Source organism: Nonomuraea solani, from assembly GCF_900108335.1.
Lineage (GTDB): Bacteria > Actinomycetota > Actinomycetes > Streptosporangiales > Streptosporangiaceae > Nonomuraea > Nonomuraea solani.
In genome coordinates this window covers 1-15,610 of sequence record NZ_FNVT01000010.1, presented here as the reverse complement: position 1 = coordinate 15,610, position 15,610 = coordinate 1, and the positions used below count along the sequence as shown (strand labels likewise).

15 protein-coding genes are annotated in these 15,610 nt (G+C 70.9%); 9 read left to right on the top strand and 6 right to left on the bottom strand.

What is annotated here, in order from left to right; translation table 11 throughout:
* Position 1 precedes the first annotated feature (1 nt).
* Together C4V41_RS31600 and C4V41_RS31595 are read right to left on the bottom strand one after the other, a co-directional pair.
* Entirely contained in the window at positions 2-1,426 is a 1,425-nt protein-coding gene (locus C4V41_RS31600) for a DUF4127 family protein (RefSeq protein WP_103959624.1), read from the bottom strand.
* Between the two features lie 7 nt (positions 1,427-1,433).
* Positions 1,434-2,168: a GntR family transcriptional regulator gene (locus tag C4V41_RS31595; RefSeq protein ID WP_103959623.1), complete on the bottom strand. Its 735-nt coding sequence runs from the start codon at positions 2,166-2,168 to the stop codon at positions 1,434-1,436.
* 107 nt (positions 2,169-2,275) lie between these two features.
* Here C4V41_RS31595 and C4V41_RS31590 point away from each other — a divergent pair, with 107 nt between their 5' ends.
* From C4V41_RS31590 to C4V41_RS31565, 6 genes are read left to right on the top strand one after another with little or no spacing between them, the layout of a single operon-like run.
* Positions 2,276-3,535 (top strand): ABC transporter substrate-binding protein, encoded by a 1,260-nt coding sequence (locus C4V41_RS31590; RefSeq protein WP_103959622.1) that lies wholly within the window; start codon positions 2,276-2,278, stop codon positions 3,533-3,535.
* Positions 3,522-4,424, top strand: coding sequence for a carbohydrate ABC transporter permease (locus C4V41_RS31585; protein ID WP_103959621.1), 903 nt, complete (start codon positions 3,522-3,524; stop codon positions 4,422-4,424). Before C4V41_RS31590 ends, C4V41_RS31585 begins: the two co-directional genes overlap by 14 nt.
* A complete protein-coding gene (locus tag C4V41_RS31580) occupies positions 4,411-5,223 on the top strand; it encodes a carbohydrate ABC transporter permease (RefSeq protein WP_103959620.1) in 813 nt (270 codons plus the stop codon). Before C4V41_RS31585 ends, C4V41_RS31580 begins: the two co-directional genes overlap by 14 nt.
* Entirely contained in the window at positions 5,220-5,882 is a 663-nt protein-coding gene (locus tag C4V41_RS31575) for an N-acetylmannosamine-6-phosphate 2-epimerase (protein ID WP_200824366.1), read from the top strand. Before C4V41_RS31580 ends, C4V41_RS31575 begins: the two co-directional genes overlap by 4 nt.
* Positions 5,879-6,925 carry an ROK family protein gene (locus C4V41_RS31570; RefSeq protein ID WP_103959619.1) on the top strand — a complete coding sequence of 349 codons (1,047 nt, stop codon included), beginning with the start codon at positions 5,879-5,881 and terminating at the stop codon, positions 6,923-6,925. Before C4V41_RS31575 ends, C4V41_RS31570 begins: the two co-directional genes overlap by 4 nt.
* Positions 6,910-8,637, top strand: coding sequence for a DUF4434 domain-containing protein (locus C4V41_RS31565; RefSeq protein WP_103959618.1), 1,728 nt, complete (start codon positions 6,910-6,912; stop codon positions 8,635-8,637). The genes C4V41_RS31570 and C4V41_RS31565 overlap by 16 nt, the downstream gene beginning before the upstream one ends.
* Here the strand turns inward: C4V41_RS31565 and C4V41_RS31560 are convergent.
* Positions 8,634-9,767 (bottom strand): SMI1/KNR4 family protein, encoded by a 1,134-nt coding sequence (locus C4V41_RS31560; RefSeq protein ID WP_235030524.1) that lies wholly within the window; start codon positions 9,765-9,767, stop codon positions 8,634-8,636. The genes C4V41_RS31565 and C4V41_RS31560 overlap by 4 nt on opposite strands.
* 112 nt (positions 9,768-9,879) lie before the next feature.
* Between C4V41_RS31560 and C4V41_RS31555 the strand changes: the two genes are divergently transcribed.
* Positions 9,880-10,662, top strand: coding sequence for a bestrophin-like domain (locus C4V41_RS31555; RefSeq protein WP_160150471.1), 783 nt, complete (start codon positions 9,880-9,882; stop codon positions 10,660-10,662).
* Positions 10,663-11,012: 350 nt separating this feature from the next.
* Here C4V41_RS31555 and panB read toward each other — a convergent pair whose 3' ends face one another.
* The 3 genes from panB to C4V41_RS31535 all read right to left on the bottom strand — a co-directional run bounded on the left by panB (position 11,013) and on the right by C4V41_RS31535 (position 14,485).
* The gene (gene panB, locus C4V41_RS31545) at positions 11,013-11,837 is read right to left on the bottom strand and encodes a 3-methyl-2-oxobutanoate hydroxymethyltransferase (protein WP_103959615.1); all 825 of its coding nucleotides are present in this window, start codon (positions 11,835-11,837) and stop codon (positions 11,013-11,015) included.
* A complete protein-coding gene (locus C4V41_RS31540) occupies positions 11,834-13,441 on the bottom strand; it encodes a thiamine pyrophosphate-dependent enzyme (RefSeq protein ID WP_160150470.1) in 1,608 nt (535 codons plus the stop codon). The genes panB and C4V41_RS31540 overlap by 4 nt, the downstream gene beginning before the upstream one ends.
* A 159-nt stretch (positions 13,442-13,600) precedes the next feature.
* On the bottom strand, positions 13,601-14,485 hold the full coding sequence (locus C4V41_RS31535; protein ID WP_103959613.1) for a LysR family transcriptional regulator: 885 nt from the start codon (positions 14,483-14,485) through the stop codon (positions 13,601-13,603).
* An 89-nt stretch (positions 14,486-14,574) separates the two neighbouring features.
* On the opposite strand from C4V41_RS31535, the gene C4V41_RS31530 reads away from it, so the two are divergent.
* Positions 14,575-14,943: a VOC family protein gene (locus tag C4V41_RS31530; protein ID WP_103959612.1), complete on the top strand. Its 369-nt coding sequence runs from the start codon at positions 14,575-14,577 to the stop codon at positions 14,941-14,943.
* Positions 14,944-14,978: 35 nt separating this feature from the next.
* Positions 14,979-15,610: serine hydrolase domain-containing protein (locus tag C4V41_RS31525; RefSeq protein ID WP_407670085.1), on the top strand; the 632-nt coding region annotated here is incomplete at its 3' end.

Sequence of the window (15,610 nt, the reverse complement as noted above, 5' to 3'; positions counted from 1 at the left end):
CCTAACGGTCCTGTTGGTGGACCAAGGTGAAGTCGATCTCGAAAGAGCGGTTCCAGGGGAATCTGACGTCTTCGATCGTCCAGTCCGGGTCGAAGCCGCGCAGGATCGGCTGGAGCCGCTCGCGGGCCTCGCGGGCGTCCGGTCCGGTGGCGCGGACGATCGCCTGGTAGCCGTGGTCCTCGGTGAGGCGGTGCAGCAGCAGCCGCCGGGCGGCCGTGCGGTCCAGGGTCTTCTCCCTGGTGCCGACGACGGTCGCCACGGCGGCGGCGACCACCGAGCCGATGGTGTTGCCCGCGGTGTTCCAGCCGCCGTACGCCACCAGGCCGTCCACCAGGCCCTCCGCCCGCAGCGCCGCGACCAGGTCCGGGTCGCCGCCGTTGGTGTGGCGGACGTCCGCGAGCGCCACCGGGACGCGGGAGTCGCGGACCGCCCGGACGGTCGCGGCGACCGCGTCGGGGTCCGGGCTCGGCGGATCGCCGAACCAGTCGGTACGCCCCGGATCCGGCGTGTGCAGGACCAGGGCGACGTCGGCCTCCTCCCCCGCGGCGGCCACCTGGGCGCCGGCGGCCAGGATCTGCCGGCGGGCGCCCGCGCCGGTGGGCAGGTTCTCGAAGGCGGCCACGATGTCCAGCCCGGCCGGGTCACCGGCGACCACGCTGACGCGGACGGGCCGGCCGTGCCGGGCCGCGAGCGCACGGGCGACCAGCACCGCGCCGACCTCGTCCGCCCCCGGGTACATCAGCAGCGTGCCCGCCGGTTCGAGGGCCCGCGCCCAGTGCCGCAGCCAGTGCTGCTCGACCGAGCCCGCCGAGTGCACGGCCGTGTCGTCGGCGGTGATGAGCAGCGGGTCGACGACGCCTTCCGCGAGGAGCCGGAGCGCCTCCAGGTTGACGACGTGGTTGCGCAGGCGGCGCAGCTCGAAGTCGGCGCGGATCTCGGCGGGGACGTCGATCTCCTCGGCGGGTGCCGGCTCCCCCGTCAGGTCCGCCAGGTGCGCGCGATGGAGCCGGCCGCCGAGGGCGTGCAGTTCGCGGCCGTAGCGCGGCCAGTACGACGGCTCCTCGTCGCCGTGGTAGCTGTCGCTGGCCCTGGTGACCAGCGAGACCGCCGCGATGGGCAGGCCGGGCCTGGCCCGGCGGAGCCTGCGCAGCACGCCGAGCCGTTCGAGGACGGTCGGCGTGTCGTCGGCGCTGGTCCTGGACGGGATGAGGCCGCCGTGCACCAGCATTTCCACGCAGACCACGGCCGCGTCCACGTCCTGGTCCAGCAGCCAGTCGCCGAGCGGCCCGGCCTTGCCGGGAGTCCGCATGGACGGCAGCAGCCCGGCGTCGGGCAGGCTGAGCCGCGCGCCGGCGATGGCGGCGACGTCGGCGGGCAGGCGGACGTTGACCGGCCGCTCGTCGAGGGGCAGCAGGGCGATGCGCATGGCTTTCCTATTGGGGGTCGCGGTAGATGGTGAGCTGGTAGGAGTAGCGATCGCCCCGGTAGAGCGAGTCGGCGCGCTCGATGGCCCGGCCGCGGGCGTCGAATCCGGTGCGCTGCACCAGGAAGGCCGGGGAGAACGGCGGCGCGCCCAGGGCCCGGGCGTCGTCCGGGTCGAGCACGGTCGCCTTGATCGTCTGCTCCGCCCGGTGCGGGGTGAGACCGTAGCGGGCCGAGAGCACCTCGTACAGCGAGCCGTGCAGCTCCGGCCCGAGATCGTCGGGAACGAGGTCGCCGGGCAGGTAGCAGTGCTCCAGACACATCGGCTCGTCGTCGGCGGTGCGGACCCGGCGGATGTGCAGGACCTGCGACGACGGGCTGATCCGCAGCGCGTAGCCGATGTCGGCGCCCGCCGGGATCCGCTCGCAGCTCACCTCCAGTGACCCGGGACGCAGGCCGCGCGAGCGCATGTCCTCGCTGAAGGAGGTCAGCTCGACGGACTTGTGGATGCGCGGCTCGCTCGCGAACGTGCCCGACCCCTGGACCCGGTAGACCCGCCCCTCCCGCTCGAACTGGTCCAGCACGCGCCGCACGGTGAGCCGGCTGACCGCGAACTCCTCGGCCAGGCTGCGCTCGGTGGGCAGCCGCTCGTGCGGAGCCAGGTCGCCGGCCAGCAGGTCGACCAGGCGCTGACGGAGTTGGTCGGACTTGGCCGGAGGGCGTTCCGTCTTCATGGCCGTCTTCATGGCCCAGGAGTCTAACCCAAAATTGGTGTACTCCAATAGCTTGACCTTGCTCCCCGAACTGGCTTATACCAATCACAGCCATTCCGGCGTTTTCCGAGGAGCAAGAGATGAAGATCGCCCAACTGGGCATGCCCTTAGTGCTCATGGCCGCGCTGACGGCCTGCTCCGGCGACGCCGCCGAATCCGACGGCAAGACGACGATCACGTTCTCCTACCTCTGGTCCGGGCCGGAGGGCGAGGCGATCGAGAAGCTCATCGCCGGCTTCAACGGCTCCCAGGACAAGATCGTGGTGAAGGGCGTGTCGAGCCCGGACACCCAGAAGCAGCTCGCCTCGATGTCGAGCGCCAACGGCACCTTCGACATCTCCGACCATTTCGGTAACACGGTCGGCTCGTGGGCGGCCAAGGGCATCCTGGCCCCGCTGGATGACCTGCTCGAACAGCAGGGGGTCGACACGGCCGCGTTCGCGCCCGCCGCCATGGACCAGATGCGGCACAAGGGGCGGACGTACGCGCTGCCGATCGCCGTGCACACGTTCCAGCTCGTCTACAACAAGAAGCTGCTCGACGCGGCCGGGGTCGAGCCGCCCACGACCATGGACGAGCTGGCCGCGGCCATCCCCAAGCTCACCGAGACCGACGGCAAGGGCGCCATCACCCGGCTCGGCCTGGGCAACGCCGACCTGCCGACCTCACTGACCACCCTCGGGTACGCCTTCGGCGGCGCCTGGGACGGCACCGGCCCGACCCCGGGCGATCCGGGCAACCTGGCGGCGCTGAAGTTCTGGCAGGACAACATCACCAACAAGTACGGCGCCGACAAGGTGAGCGCGTTCAAGGCCGGGTGGGGCCAGTACATGTCGGCCCAGGATCCGTTCTACACCGGCAGGGTCGCCATGGTCATCGACGGCGAGTGGCAGGCGGTGTCGATCCCGAAGAACGCGCCCGGCCTGGAGTGGGGCGTCAGCCCGATCCCCGTCGCCCGGCCCGACCTCGACGGCACCACCCAGCTCACCGCCAGCACGCTGTTCATCCCGGCCAACTCCAAGCACCGCCAGGAGGCCGCCGCGTTCATGAAGTATCTCGTCTCGGAGAGCGCGGCCCGCGAGCTGAGCCTCGCCCTGGGCAACCTGCCCGCCCGCACGGGCCTGGCCGACGATCCCGCGTACGCGAAGATCCCGAACTTCGGCTCCTGGCTGAAGGCGATGAAGTCGCCCAAGGTGCGCTCGCTGTCCAGCGCGCCGTACGCGGCCGAATACGCCGCCGACCTGGCCAGCGCCTTCGACTCCGTCGTCCGCGCCACGGCGACGCCGGAGGAGGCGATGGCCAAGGTCGCCGGCCGGGCCGCCGGTTATGCGAAGGGCTGACGGGAGGGGCCTGCTCAAGGGGGTGGCGTTCGCCTCGCCCTTCCTGGTCGGGTTCGCGGTGTTCATCGCGTACCCGATCCTGGCCTCCCTCCGCTACAGCTTCACCGACTTCAACCTGTTCCAGGACCCCGAGGGCGTCGGCCTGGACAACTACACCCGGATGCTGGGCGACGAGCGGCTGTGGCAGAGCCTGGGCAACACGCTCTACATCACCGCGCTCGGCGTCCCGCTCACCATCGTGATCGCGCTGGCCGGGGCGCACGTGCTCAACCTGCCGGTACGCGGTCAGCCGCTGTTCCGGGCACTGGTCTACCTGCCGACGATCGTGCCGGTCGTGGTCGGCGGCTACCTGTGGCGGTGGCTGCTCAACGCCCAGTACGGCTTCGTCAACTGGGGGCTCGGCCTCGCCGGGCTGCCCGCGCCACTGTGGCTGGAGAGCCCCGACTGGTCGCGGCCCGCGATCGTGCTGATGTCCCTGTGGACGGTCGGCGGCACCATGGTCATCTATCTGGCGGCGCTCAAGGACGTGCCCGGCGAGCTGTACGAGGCGGCGGCCATCGACGGGGCCGGGATGTGGCGCCGGTTCCGGCACGTCACCTGGCCCATGCTCTCACCGATCACGCTTTTTCAGGTGATCGTGACGTTCATCGGGTTTCTGCAGATCTTCGCGCAGCCGTACCTGCTCACCCAGGAGCGGCTCAACACCAGTAGTGGCGGCCCGGGGGACACCATGCTGACCTACTCCATGTACCTGTTCCAGAACGCGTTCGTCTTCCTCAAGATGGGCTACGCCTCGGCGATGGCGTGGGTGCTCTTCCTCGTCACGCTGGTGATCACGGCTCTGCTGCTGCTGAGTTCGCGCAGGTGGGTGCACTATGGTTCGCGCTAACGGGCGGCGGCTGGTGGTCGGCGGGCTGGTGCTGCTGTTCGTCTTCCCGTTCCTGGCGATGCTGAGCACGGCGTTCAAGCTGCCCGGCGACATCTTCCACGCGCCGCCCCGGCTGCTGCCGGCCGAGTGGACGTGGGACAACTTCGCCGCCGCCTTCGAGCAGATCCCGATCTGGCGCTATCTGGGCAACACGCTGTTCCTGTCGGCCGCCAACGTGGCCGGCACGCTGCTCGCCTGCCCGCTGGTCGCCTACTCCCTGTCGAAGGTGCGCTGGCGGGGGCGCAGCGCGCTGCTGGCCGTGGTGCTCGCCACGATGATGCTGCCGCCGCAGGTCACGATGATCCCCGTCTACCTGCTGTGGAACGGGCTGGACGCGAGCGGCACCTACTGGCCGCTGATCGCCCCGGCCTTCTTCGGCACGCCGTTCCTCATCTTCATGATCCGCCAGTTCCTCATGAGCGTCCCGGACGATCTGATCGCCGCCGCCCGGCTCGACGGCGCTCACGAGCTGCGCATCTACTGGTCGATCGTGCTGCCGCTGGCCCGTCCCGCGCTGGTGACGTCGGCGGTCTTCCAGTTCGTGTGGACGTGGACGGACTTCCTCAACCCGCTCATCTACCTCAACGACAGCGAGAAGTACACCTTGTCCATCGGTCTGTACGCCTTCTTCGCCGAGCACGACGTCGCCTGGGGCCCGCTGATGGCCGCCTGCGTCCTGTTCACGATCCCCGCCCTGCTGATCTTCATCATCGGTCAGCGCTACTTCGTGGGTGGCGTCTCGGCGGGGGCGATCAAGTGAACGAGCTGCGCGGCGGGCTGATCGTCTCCTGCCAGGCGCCGGCCGGGCATCCCCTGCGCGACTCCGAGGTGATCGCCCGGCTGGCCGAGAGCGCCGTGCTCGGCGGGGCGGCCGGGCTGCGGGTCAACTCGGCCGAGGACGTGATCGCGGTGCGCCGCCGTACGAGCGTGCCGGTGATCGGCCTGCACAAGGTCAGGCACGGGCACCGCGACGTGATCACGCCGACGCTCGATTTGGCGGCCGGGCTCGCGGAGGCCGGCGCGAACATGATCGCCGTGGACCTCACGCCGGAGACCCCCGGGCCCGGGCTCAAGCTGATCGAGCAGATCCACACGCTGGGCCTGCCCGTCATGGGCGATGTGTCGTCTCTCGACGAGGGGCTGGACGCCTGGGAGGCGGGGGCGGACGTCGTCGGCACCACGCTGTCCGGCTACACCGCGCGCCAGTTGCCCACGCCGCACGATCCCGACCTGCACCTGGTCGGGGCGCTCGCCTCGCGCGGGGTGCGGGTGATCGCCGAGGGCCGTTACCGCACCGAGCACCAGGTACGGCAGGCGTTCGCGGCGGGCGCGTGGGCCGTGGTGGTCGGCGGCGCGATCACCGACCCGATCGCCATCACCCGTCGCCTGGCCGCCGCCACCCCGGCCTCCCCGCGATGACGGCGCACTCCCGCGACACCGGGATGCCATCGCCCGGCCGCCGCACCGCGATGACCGCGCCTTCCCACGACACCGCCATGACGGCACCTGACCGCCGCTCCGAGGACACGCCGCTCGCGCTGGCCGTGGACATCGGCGGGACCAAGATCGCGGTCGGGCTGGTGGCTGCGGACGGGACGCTCCACGAGCGGCGCAGGACCGTCACCCCCGCCGGGCCGTCGATCCTCCCGGCCGTCTTCGAGCTGGCGAGACCGCTCGTGGGGCGGGCCATGGCCTGCGGAATCGGCACCGCCGGGACCGTCGGCCCCCTGGGGCGCATCGCCTCGGCGACCGACCTGCTCACCGGCTGGGCGGGCACCGACGTGAAGGGCGCGGCCGAATCCGCGCTCGGGCTCCCGACTGCCGTCCTGAACGACTGCCACGCCGCCGGGGCCGCCGAGGCGCGGGTCGGGGCGGCCCGCGACGCGCGCACGGCGCTGGTCGTCGCCATCGGGACGGGCATCGGCGGGGCGGTGTGCGTCGAGGGCCGCGTGCTCACCGGGGCCTCCGGGACCGCGGGCGCCATCGGCCACCTGCCCGCGCCGACGGACGCGGGCGTGCGCTGCTCGTGCGGCGCGCTCGACCACATCGAGGCACACGCGTCCGGCCCGGCGATCGAACGCGCCTACCTGCACACGACCGGCCGAGCACTCACCCTGACCGAGATCGGCCGGCTCGCGTCCCAGGCGACGGCCTCTATCGCGGCCACCTCCCACGAGACCGCAGCTCGCGTGATCGCCGAGGCGGCGGTGCTCATGGGCCGGGTGCTGGCCGGGGCCGCCAACCTGATCGACCCCGGCGCGATCGTCATCGCGGGCGGGGTGTCCATGCTGGGCCCGGCGCTACTCCGGCCGATGGAGGCCGCCTTCCGCGCCGAGACCCTGCCGGGCCCGTCCGCCGTACCGCTGCTCCCGGCCCGCCTGGGCGCGGACGCGGGGCTGGTCGGCGCGGGCCTGGAAGCTCTGTCCCACCTCGAGAACGGATCGTCATGCGCCGTGTCCTAGCAGTCTTATCCCTGGTGGCCGGCCTGCTGGCCATCGCCCCGCCCGCCGGTGCGGCGACGTGCGCCGCCACCCCGCGCTTCGCCGGGTCGTTCCTGCAGCCCGGCCTCGGCGACACCTGGAGCCCCGCCACCTGGGACCAGGAGCTCGGGTATCTCACCCGGGCCTGCATGAGCGAACTCGTCCTGCAGTGGACGGCCGACAGCAAGGCCGGGACGGCCGTCTACCCGTCCGCGCTCTACGGCCAGTCGACGGCGACCGACGTGGTCGGGGCCGCCCTCTCGGCCGCCGACCGCGCGGGCATGACCGTCTACCTGGGCCTCCAGGTCAACGACGACTGGTGGAACACCTACGCCAACGACCCCGCCTGGCTCGCCGGCCAGGCGGCCGTCGCCAAGAACCTGGCCGACGACCTGTGGGAGAAATATCGGACCCATGCCTCGCTCGCCGGCTGGTACCTGTCGTTCGAGGTCGACAACTGGAACTTCACCACGACGGCGAGCCAGAACGCGATGGCCGCCTTCTACCAGGAGGTCGCCGACCACCTGCACGCCCTCAGCCCCGGCAAGCCCGTCGTGATCTCCCCGTTCTTCAACACCGCCGGCGGGCTCACCACCGCGCAATGGCAGAGCATGTGGACCTCGATCCTGACCGCGAGCCCGATCGACGTGATCGCGCTGCAGGATGGCGTCGGCGCCGGGCACGCCTCCGTGGGCCAGCTCGCCGCCTGGTTCGCCGCCACCAAGAACGCGATCACCGCCGCCCGCCCCGCCACGAAGCTCTGGGCCGACACCGAGACGTTCAACCTCGACTTCCAGCCGATGGCGATCAAGGGCGTGGTCGACGACATGCGGGCGGTGCAGCCGTACGTGACCTCGTACTGGAGTTTCTCCTACGACCACTACCAGAGCCCGCTGCAGGTCCCCGCCATCCACGACCGGACCTACCGCGACTACCTGGCCACCGGATCCGTGGAGTCGACCGCTCCCACCGCGCCCTCCGGCCTGACCGCGACCGCCACGAACCCGCTGACCGTCCAGCTCAACTGGACCGCCGCGACCGACGCCGTGGGTGTCGCCGGATACCGGATCACCAGGAACGGGACGCCGGTCAAGACGCTGTACGGGACGGCCACCACCTTCACCGACGCGGGTCTCGACCCGTCCACCGCCTACACGTACACGCTGCGGGCCTTCGACGCGGCCGGCAACGAGTCGGCCGCCGGCGCCCCCGCCTCGGCCACGACCCCGGCCGCGCCGGTCAACCCGGTCAACCTGGCGGCGGGCCGGCCGTACACGGTGTCGCTGGCCGCCTCCTCGTCCTACCCCGACGGCGGCGGCGAGCTGACCAACGGGGCGTACGGGACGGCGTCGTACGGCGATGCCGCCTGGCAGGGCCGCAACACCGGCTCCCCCTACTCGATCACCGTGGACCTGGGCGCGCAGCAGGCCATCAAGGAGCTGCGCAGCGACTGGCTGCAGGTCAAGGGGGTGTACATCTTCCTGCCGAAGAAGGTGACCTACGAGGTGTCGGCCACCGGGTCGGCGTACACGACGGCCGGCTCCGTGTCCGCCCCGGCGGTGGGTGACGGCGACCAGGCCCGTACGTACCGCGTCCTCGGTCTGAACACCACCGCCCGCTACGTCCGGATCACGGTCGAGCCGGCCAGCACCGCCTGGTCGTTCATCGACGAGGTGGAGGTGCGCGGGACCTAGCCGACGAGGTCCCAGATCACATCGCCGTTCTCCGCCTTGGGCTTCCAGCGGCCGATGGGCCCGCCGTTCTCCAGGGCGTCGGCGGTGGCCTTCAGTAAGGCGTGATACGAGCGGATCCGGGTTTCTCCCGGCGTGAAGCTCATCGAACCCTCGTGATCGGTCTGACCGACGTCTCGCCGTACGGAATCGATCACGAGGTGGTCACCCATCCCGTTGGAGCCGAAGGGGATCATTCGCCCGTCCCACCACTCCGACCGGGGGTCCTCCCCGTCTTCATCGTCGATGTCGCACAGCATCAGCCACGTTTCGCGGATCCCCTTGACCGACAGGTTCCCGTAGCCCAGCGGGCCGAAGCCCCAGGAGGTCCGGACGGACCCGTCGTGCCGCAGCAGTGAGGCCTTGAGGTCGTCGGGGAAGCGCAGGCCCATCTCCTGCTCCGCCGCCGCGATGGCCGCGGGCCGCGCGGGCCCGCCGAGCTCACGATGGCCGGCCGGGGCGTTGGCCTTCAGCCAGGTCTCGATGCGCCGCCACTGCCGGTTCACCGCCCGGGTCGTCTTCGCGCCTGGCCGGCGCATCGTCGCCTCGCCTGTCGGGCGCGGCCGGCAGTCCGCGTCATGGGGCGCCGGCTCGGCCGGCTCCTGAGCCGGATCGTACGGGTTGGGCAGGTTGTACGCAGAAACCTCCAGACCCGGCTCGACGTCGAACACCGCACACGCGACCTGGGACTCATCACAGGGGCCGATCGACGCGGACGAATCGCCGGCGAGCCCGCCGGAGAAGACCGCGGACTCCAGCGCCTGCGTGCCGGCGGCCAGCAGAACGAGCACGAGACCGGCCGCGCCCCAGCGGTAGAGGCGGCGCCGGACGACCGGCGAGAACGGCCTCCTTGGCGCACCGCCTCCCGCGAGCCTGGCGAACGCGGGCCGGTCGAACACGGACGGCCGGGGAGCATAACGGGCGAGATCGTCCGCGGTGGGCGTGCCGAGAATCGGAGCGGCAGGCCAGACGGCGGGCGCGGGCGCCTCCTGCGGGACGGGGACCGGGCGCCGCCGGGACCGCACGACCACCACGATCGCCGCCGCCGCCAGGGCCGCCGCGACCGCGAGCCACAACCTCCGAGAGATGATCATTCGCCGCACGCCCGGCAGCGTACTGGACGACACCGACCGAATCCGCCCCTCGCCACCAGACCAGCGCGGTGGCTACTCTATGCACGTATTCGATTACAGAAAGAGAGATCTCGTGTTCGTAGCCTTGATGGGCATCGTCGTGGCGCTGGGCGCGGCGCTCGTCGCCGGCCTGGCCGCCCACGTCGCCGGCCGGGCCATCTCCCAGCAGGTCCGGCAGGACTTCCGCGAGGGCAGCGGCCTGGTGAGCGGCATCGTCGGCACGCTGTTCGCCATCAGCGTCGGCCTCGTGGTCGTCGCCGCCTGGAACCAGGTCAACTCGGCCACCCAGACCACCTCCACCGAGGCCAGCAACCTGGTCGACGTCTACTGGTACTCCCGCAGCCTGCCCGAGCCCCAGCGCGAGACGATACGGCGCCTGGCCGACGAGTACGCCACCACGGTGATCCGCCAGGAATGGCCGCTCATGGCCGAGCAGCGGACGCTGTCACCGGCGGCCTGGCACTCGGTCGAGCAGCTGCGCGCCTACTTCCAGACGATCGAGCCGAGCACCAGCGCCGCCTCCACCCGCTACGGGCAGGCCATGACCCGCATGCAGGCCGTGCTCGACGCCCGCAGGGCCAGGGCGCAGATGGCCGACACCGGTGTGCCGCCGCTGCTGTGGATCGCCCTGGCCGGCTGCGGGCTCATCGCCGTGCTGCCGGCGATCATGTGCGGCGGCCCGGTACGCAAGGTGCACATCACCATGGCGGCCGTGGTCGGAGGGCTGGTGGGCATGGTGCTGTTCCTGGTCTACCAGCTCGACTTCCCGTTCAGCGGCGGTGTGACGATCTCGCCCACCGCCTTCGAACAGGCCCTCGACCGCTTCGCCAGCATCCGTTCCTTGGGCGCCGGCTGACCACCGGCCGGCGCGTTCCAGGACGACCACGGGGATCCGCCTGCGGCTTCCGGCCTCGTAGGTCCACCGGCGCGAGCCCGGTCATCAGACGCCAGAGCCGCTCCCATTCCGGCCCTTCGGCAGTGAACCGCTCGCCGACCTCCGGTACGGCCACCACGTTGAGGTACCAGGCGGGGTGCGTGGGGGTCACGACCGAACCTGACGCGACCAGGACGTGTTCGGCGACCGAGGGGCCGGGGCTGTCGGCGGCGTCGTCCCACATCAGTGGCCTCCTGCGGTGAGGTCCTGGGAGAAGCCGCGTTCGGACAGGGCGCGTGACGACACCTTCACCGGCTGCGAAACCACGGAGATCACTGCTGGAAGGTGTTGTCAGGGCCGGGGAAGATGCCTTCGCGCACCTCCTTGGCGAACAGTTCCACCGCTCCCTTGAGCGTCGTGCGCATGTCCGCGTACTGCTTCACGTAGCGCGGCGGCGGGCCCGACCGCAGGCCGGCGAGATCCTGCCAGATCATGACCTGAGCGTCGGTGTACGGGCCCGCGCCGATGCCGACCGTGGGAATGGACAGGTTCTCCGTGATCTCCCGCGCCGTCTCCGCGGGCACCAGCTCCAGCCCGATCGCGAAGGCCCCGGCCTCCTCCAGGCGCAGGGCGTCGTCGAGCAGGTAGCCGGCGTCCTGGCCGCGCCCCTGGACCCGGTAGCCGCCGAGGCCGTGCAGGTGCTGCGGGGTGAAGCCGATGTGCGACATCACCGGTATGCCCGCCCGTGCGAGTGCCTTGACCTGCGAGACGACGGCGCGGCCGCCCTCCAGCTTGACCGCCTGCGCGCCGGCCTTCATGAAGCGTACGGCGGTGTGGAAGGCGTGCTCGGGAGACGCCTCGAAGCTCCCGAACGGCAGGTCGGCGATGACCAGGGCCCGCCGCGCGTGGGCCGCCACGCCTCGGGTGAGCGGCAGCAGCTCCTCCACACCGATGGGCAGCGTGGAGTCGTAGCCCAGGACGTTGTTGGCCGCCGAGTCGCCGATGAGCAGCACCGGCACCCCGGCCTCGTCGAATATCTCCGCGCTGTATTGGTCGTACGACGTGAGCATCGGCCATTTCTCGCCGCGTTCCTTGGCCTGGCGGAGATGCTGGACCCGTACCTTTTTCGACCCGCCGAAAAGGCTGTCCTCGGTCATTTCCGCTCCTCCTTGGCGACGCGCACGTGAATGAGGGAAGGACGCCCGGACTCCAGCGATTTGCTCAGGAGCCGGGCGAACTCGGCGGCGCCGCCGGCGGTGTGGCCGTCGACGCCCATCGAGGTGGCCAGCGCGGCGAAGTCGATGGCCGGATGGCGTAAGTCGGTGCCGCGATATTTCTCCTTGCCGGGAATGCGGGCGCTGATCTGGGATTCGACGACGAGGTAGGAACCGTTGTCGACCACGACGAACGTCACCGGGGCCTCCTGCTCGGCCGCGCTCCACAACGCCTGCGGGCAGAACATGGCCGATCCGTCGCCGACGACGCACACCACCCGTTCGCGGTGGCCCAGCGACAGGCCGATCGCGGCCGGCATGGCCCAGCCGAGCCCGGTGCCCTCGCCCCAGAAGTAGCGGCCGGACTCGGTCGTCCGGTATTCGCGGCGCAGCCGGGGCGAGATGCACCACGCCTCGTCGACCAGCAGGGTGTCGGCCGGCAGCGTACTGGTCAGCACGTCCACCGCGGCCGAGGGCGGCATCGGGCGTTCCAGGGTGAAGCCCGCCCGCCGCAGGGCCGGTGTGAGCGGTGCGGGTGCGGCGTCGCGCCCCAGTTCACGTACGAGGGCGCGCAACGTCAGGTCCAGGTCCCCGGCCGCGCCGGCGCGTACGGGGCGGTGGCTTCCGAGTTGCCCGGCCGTGGCCACGACCTGCAGCAGCTCGGTGTCCGGCAGCATCGGCTCGGGGTCATAGTGCACGACGGGGAAGGGCCGGGGCCCGATGTGCAGCACCTTGGCGAAGCCGCCGAGCACCTCACGGATGTGGGCGGCCTGCGTCGGCGGCAGGTATCCGCGCCAGAGCGGATGAACCGTCGGGAACGGGTTCACCCCGGCGAACGGGGTCCCCCACACCGGCGCGCGCAGCGACTCGGCCAGCGCGACGGCGGCCCGCCCGGCGCCGGCCAGGTGGATGTCGGAGGCCAGCACCACGGCCAGCTCACCCGGCCCGGCGGCCTTCAGGACCGACACCAGCTCGGTGACGTCTCCGGCCACCGGCCGCGGCCACGGTCCCGGCCTGCCGGTCTCGGCCGGGCCGCGCTCGTTCTGGACGTTGAGCGGAATGCTGACGAGGACGGGCCCCATGGGCGGGGTCATGGCCTCGCGGTAGGCCCGGTGCAGAGCCGGCGCCAGCTCGGTCAGGTGCGTCACCTCGTACACCCATTTGACCACCGGCCGGGCCATCCCGGCGACGTCGCCGGACAGGAGCGGCTCGGTCAGCATGTGACGCAGGTCGGTCTGGCCGGCCGTCACCACCATGGGCACCCGGGTGGTGAGGGCGTTGTAGAGGGCGACCTCGGCGTTGCCGACGCCCACCGCGCCGTGCAGGCTCACGAACGCGGGCTTTCCCGTGGCCCGTGAGTATCCCTCGGCCATGCCGACGACCGTGCCTTCCTGCAGCCCGAGAACATAGCGCAGGTCGTCTGCCCGGTTGAACTCCAGCATCATGGGGATTTCGGTGGCTCCCCCGTTTCCGAAGACGGTGTCGGTTCCTTCCGCTCGTAACACCTCGATGAGCAGCTCGGCTCCGGAGATGTCGGCGAATTTCATATTCCCCCCTTTTCCGCACGATTTCCCCGGCATCCTCAATATCGTCACCGAGGCCAACGGCGAACATATCCATCAGCCGCTTGACTGTCGTCAACCCCAGATTGGACTTTTTCTCCACCAATCGCGGTAGCGCATATCAGATGTGAACCACCGGATTACTCAGAGTGCGAGGGGGCCGAGTTCCCGGGCGGTCGCGGCGAAGTCCCGGATCAGGGCGGACTCGGTGGCGGTGCGCCAGATGAGCGCCCACTGGGCCACGGGGGCGTCGCGGATGGGCAGGTAGATGTGGTCGGGCCGGGCGTAGTAGCGGATGGAGTGCGCGAAACACGGCGAGACGGCCTCGCTGTTCGCGATCAGAGGGGTCATCTCCGCGGACGTGGTGACGATGGGGCCGATGCGGATCAGGCGTCCGCTGGGCGTATGGGTGGGTACGAGCCAGTTGCGCCAGTAGTCCGGCCGGGCTCCGCCGAAGACGATCTCGTCCCCGAGGTCTTCGTACGACACCGACTCCCACCCGGCCAGACGATGGTCAGGGCCGACCACGAGCACGACGTCCTCGACGCTGACGACGGGGCCGACGGTGAGGTCGGGCTCCCGGACCGGCAGCCAGGCGATCAGCAGGTCGATGTCTCCGGAGCGCAGCAGCCTGAAGGGGTCGGCGAAGCCGGCGTAGCGGAGCTGGAGGTCGCATTCGGGGCGGCGGCTCCTGAAGGCGTCGAAGAGCGGGCGCAGGTCCTGGGGATTCTCGTTGACCATGCCCAAGACCAGCGTGCCGGTCTTGCCGCGGGCGGCCAGGGCGGCGCGTTCGATGCCGTCGCGCAGCCCGTCGTACATCGGCTTGAGGTCGCCGAAGAGCTGCAGCCCGATGGGGGTCAGCGAGACGCGGCGGTTGTCGCGTTCGAACAGGGCGGCGCCGATGCGGCGTTCCTGCTTCTTGATCGCCTGACTCACCCGGGCCGTCGTCACGTGCAGCCGCTCCGCCGTACGGCCGAAATGCAGCTCTTCCGCAAGGGTCAGGAAGATCTCGATGTCGCGAAGTTCCACGCGGTCCCGTCCGTCGTTTAGCGAGAGGTTAAGGCACGATACTGGATCAGGCGTTGTCGACTCAGGCCTCCTGGCGCCACGCTGATCACGTGAACATCGTCGCTTCCGCGGTGACGCTGTACGTCGACGACGTGGCGGCGTCCAGCACCTTCTTCACCACTCACCTGGGCTTTCACGAGTCGGTGGCGAGTGGGACCTACGCCTGTCTCGTCCGTCCGGACGCCACCGGCGACATCGTGCTGCAGTTGCGCGGAGCCGGGGAGCGGCCCGCGACCGGGGTCGTGGTGACGTTCACCGTCACCGATGTCACCGGCGAGTACGACCGGCTCGTACGGGAGGGCGTCACCATCAGCGTGCCGCTGCGCGACGAGCCGTGGGCGGAGCGTCTCTTCGAGATGACCGACCCCAACGGCATCGTCATCCGGCTCGTCGAATGGACCGCGCCCGCGGGCCTCTGAGTGCACGACAACATATGCGAAAGGGTTATTGAGCCATGCCTAAAACCACTAGCTGGGACATGAAGGGCACTTGGGACAGCAAGGGTGCCTGGGAGACGCAGGGTCGCTGGGAGGAGGACCGGCGCGCCGGGTTCTCCGAGGCGGGCCTGCGGCGGATGCGTGAGGTGCTGAACGGCCATGTCGCCTCCGGCGCGGTCCCCGGGCTGGTCGCGCTGGTCGGCCGGGGCGGTGAGGTCCATGTCGAGGCGATCGGCACCTTGCACGCGGGCGGCGCCGAGCCGATGCGGCGGGACACGATCTTCCGGATGGCGTCGCTGACCAAGCCGGTCACGGCCGCCGGGGTGATGATCCTGGTCGAGGAGTGCCGGGTGCGGCTGGACGACCCGGTCGAGACCTGGCTGCCCGAGCTGGCCGACCGGCGGGTGCTCAAGAGCATCGACGCCCCGCTGGAGGAGACCGTGCCGGCCCACCGCTCGATCACCGTCCGCGACCTGCTGACCTTCACCTTCGGCTTCGGGGCGGTGCTGGCGGCGCCGGACACCTACCCGATCCAGACCGCGATCCACGAGCTCGGCCTGGACACCACCTCACCGGACTTCGGGCCCGATGAGTGGATCCGCCGGCTGGGCGAGCTGCCGCTGATGTACCAGCCGGGCGAGCTGTGGCA

What these genes read in the sequence shown, in the direction of transcription:
- C4V41_RS31600 (WP_103959624.1), bottom strand. Translation starts at nt 1,426, where the DNA reads ATGCGCATCGCCCTGCTGCCCCTCGACGAGCGGCCGGTCAACGTCCGC.
- C4V41_RS31595 (WP_103959623.1), bottom strand. Translation starts at nt 2,168, where the DNA reads ATGAAGACGGCCATGAAGACGGAACGCCCTCCGGCCAAGTCCGACCAA.
- C4V41_RS31590 (WP_103959622.1), top strand. Translation starts at nt 2,276, where the DNA reads ATGAAGATCGCCCAACTGGGCATGCCCTTAGTGCTCATGGCCGCGCTG.
- C4V41_RS31585 (WP_103959621.1), top strand. Translation starts at nt 3,522, where the DNA reads ATGCGAAGGGCTGACGGGAGGGGCCTGCTCAAGGGGGTGGCGTTCGCC.
- C4V41_RS31580 (WP_103959620.1), top strand. Translation starts at nt 4,411, where the DNA reads ATGGTTCGCGCTAACGGGCGGCGGCTGGTGGTCGGCGGGCTGGTGCTG.
- C4V41_RS31570 (WP_103959619.1), top strand. Translation starts at nt 5,879, where the DNA reads ATGACGGCGCACTCCCGCGACACCGGGATGCCATCGCCCGGCCGCCGC.
- C4V41_RS31565 (WP_103959618.1), top strand. Translation starts at nt 6,910, where the DNA reads ATGCGCCGTGTCCTAGCAGTCTTATCCCTGGTGGCCGGCCTGCTGGCC.
- C4V41_RS31560 (WP_235030524.1), bottom strand. Translation starts at nt 9,767, where the DNA reads ATGATCATCTCTCGGAGGTTGTGGCTCGCGGTCGCGGCGGCCCTGGCG.
- panB (WP_103959615.1), bottom strand. Translation starts at nt 11,837, where the DNA reads ATGACCGAGGACAGCCTTTTCGGCGGGTCGAAAAAGGTACGGGTCCAG.
- C4V41_RS31540 (WP_160150470.1), bottom strand. Translation starts at nt 13,441, where the DNA reads ATGAAATTCGCCGACATCTCCGGAGCCGAGCTGCTCATCGAGGTGTTA.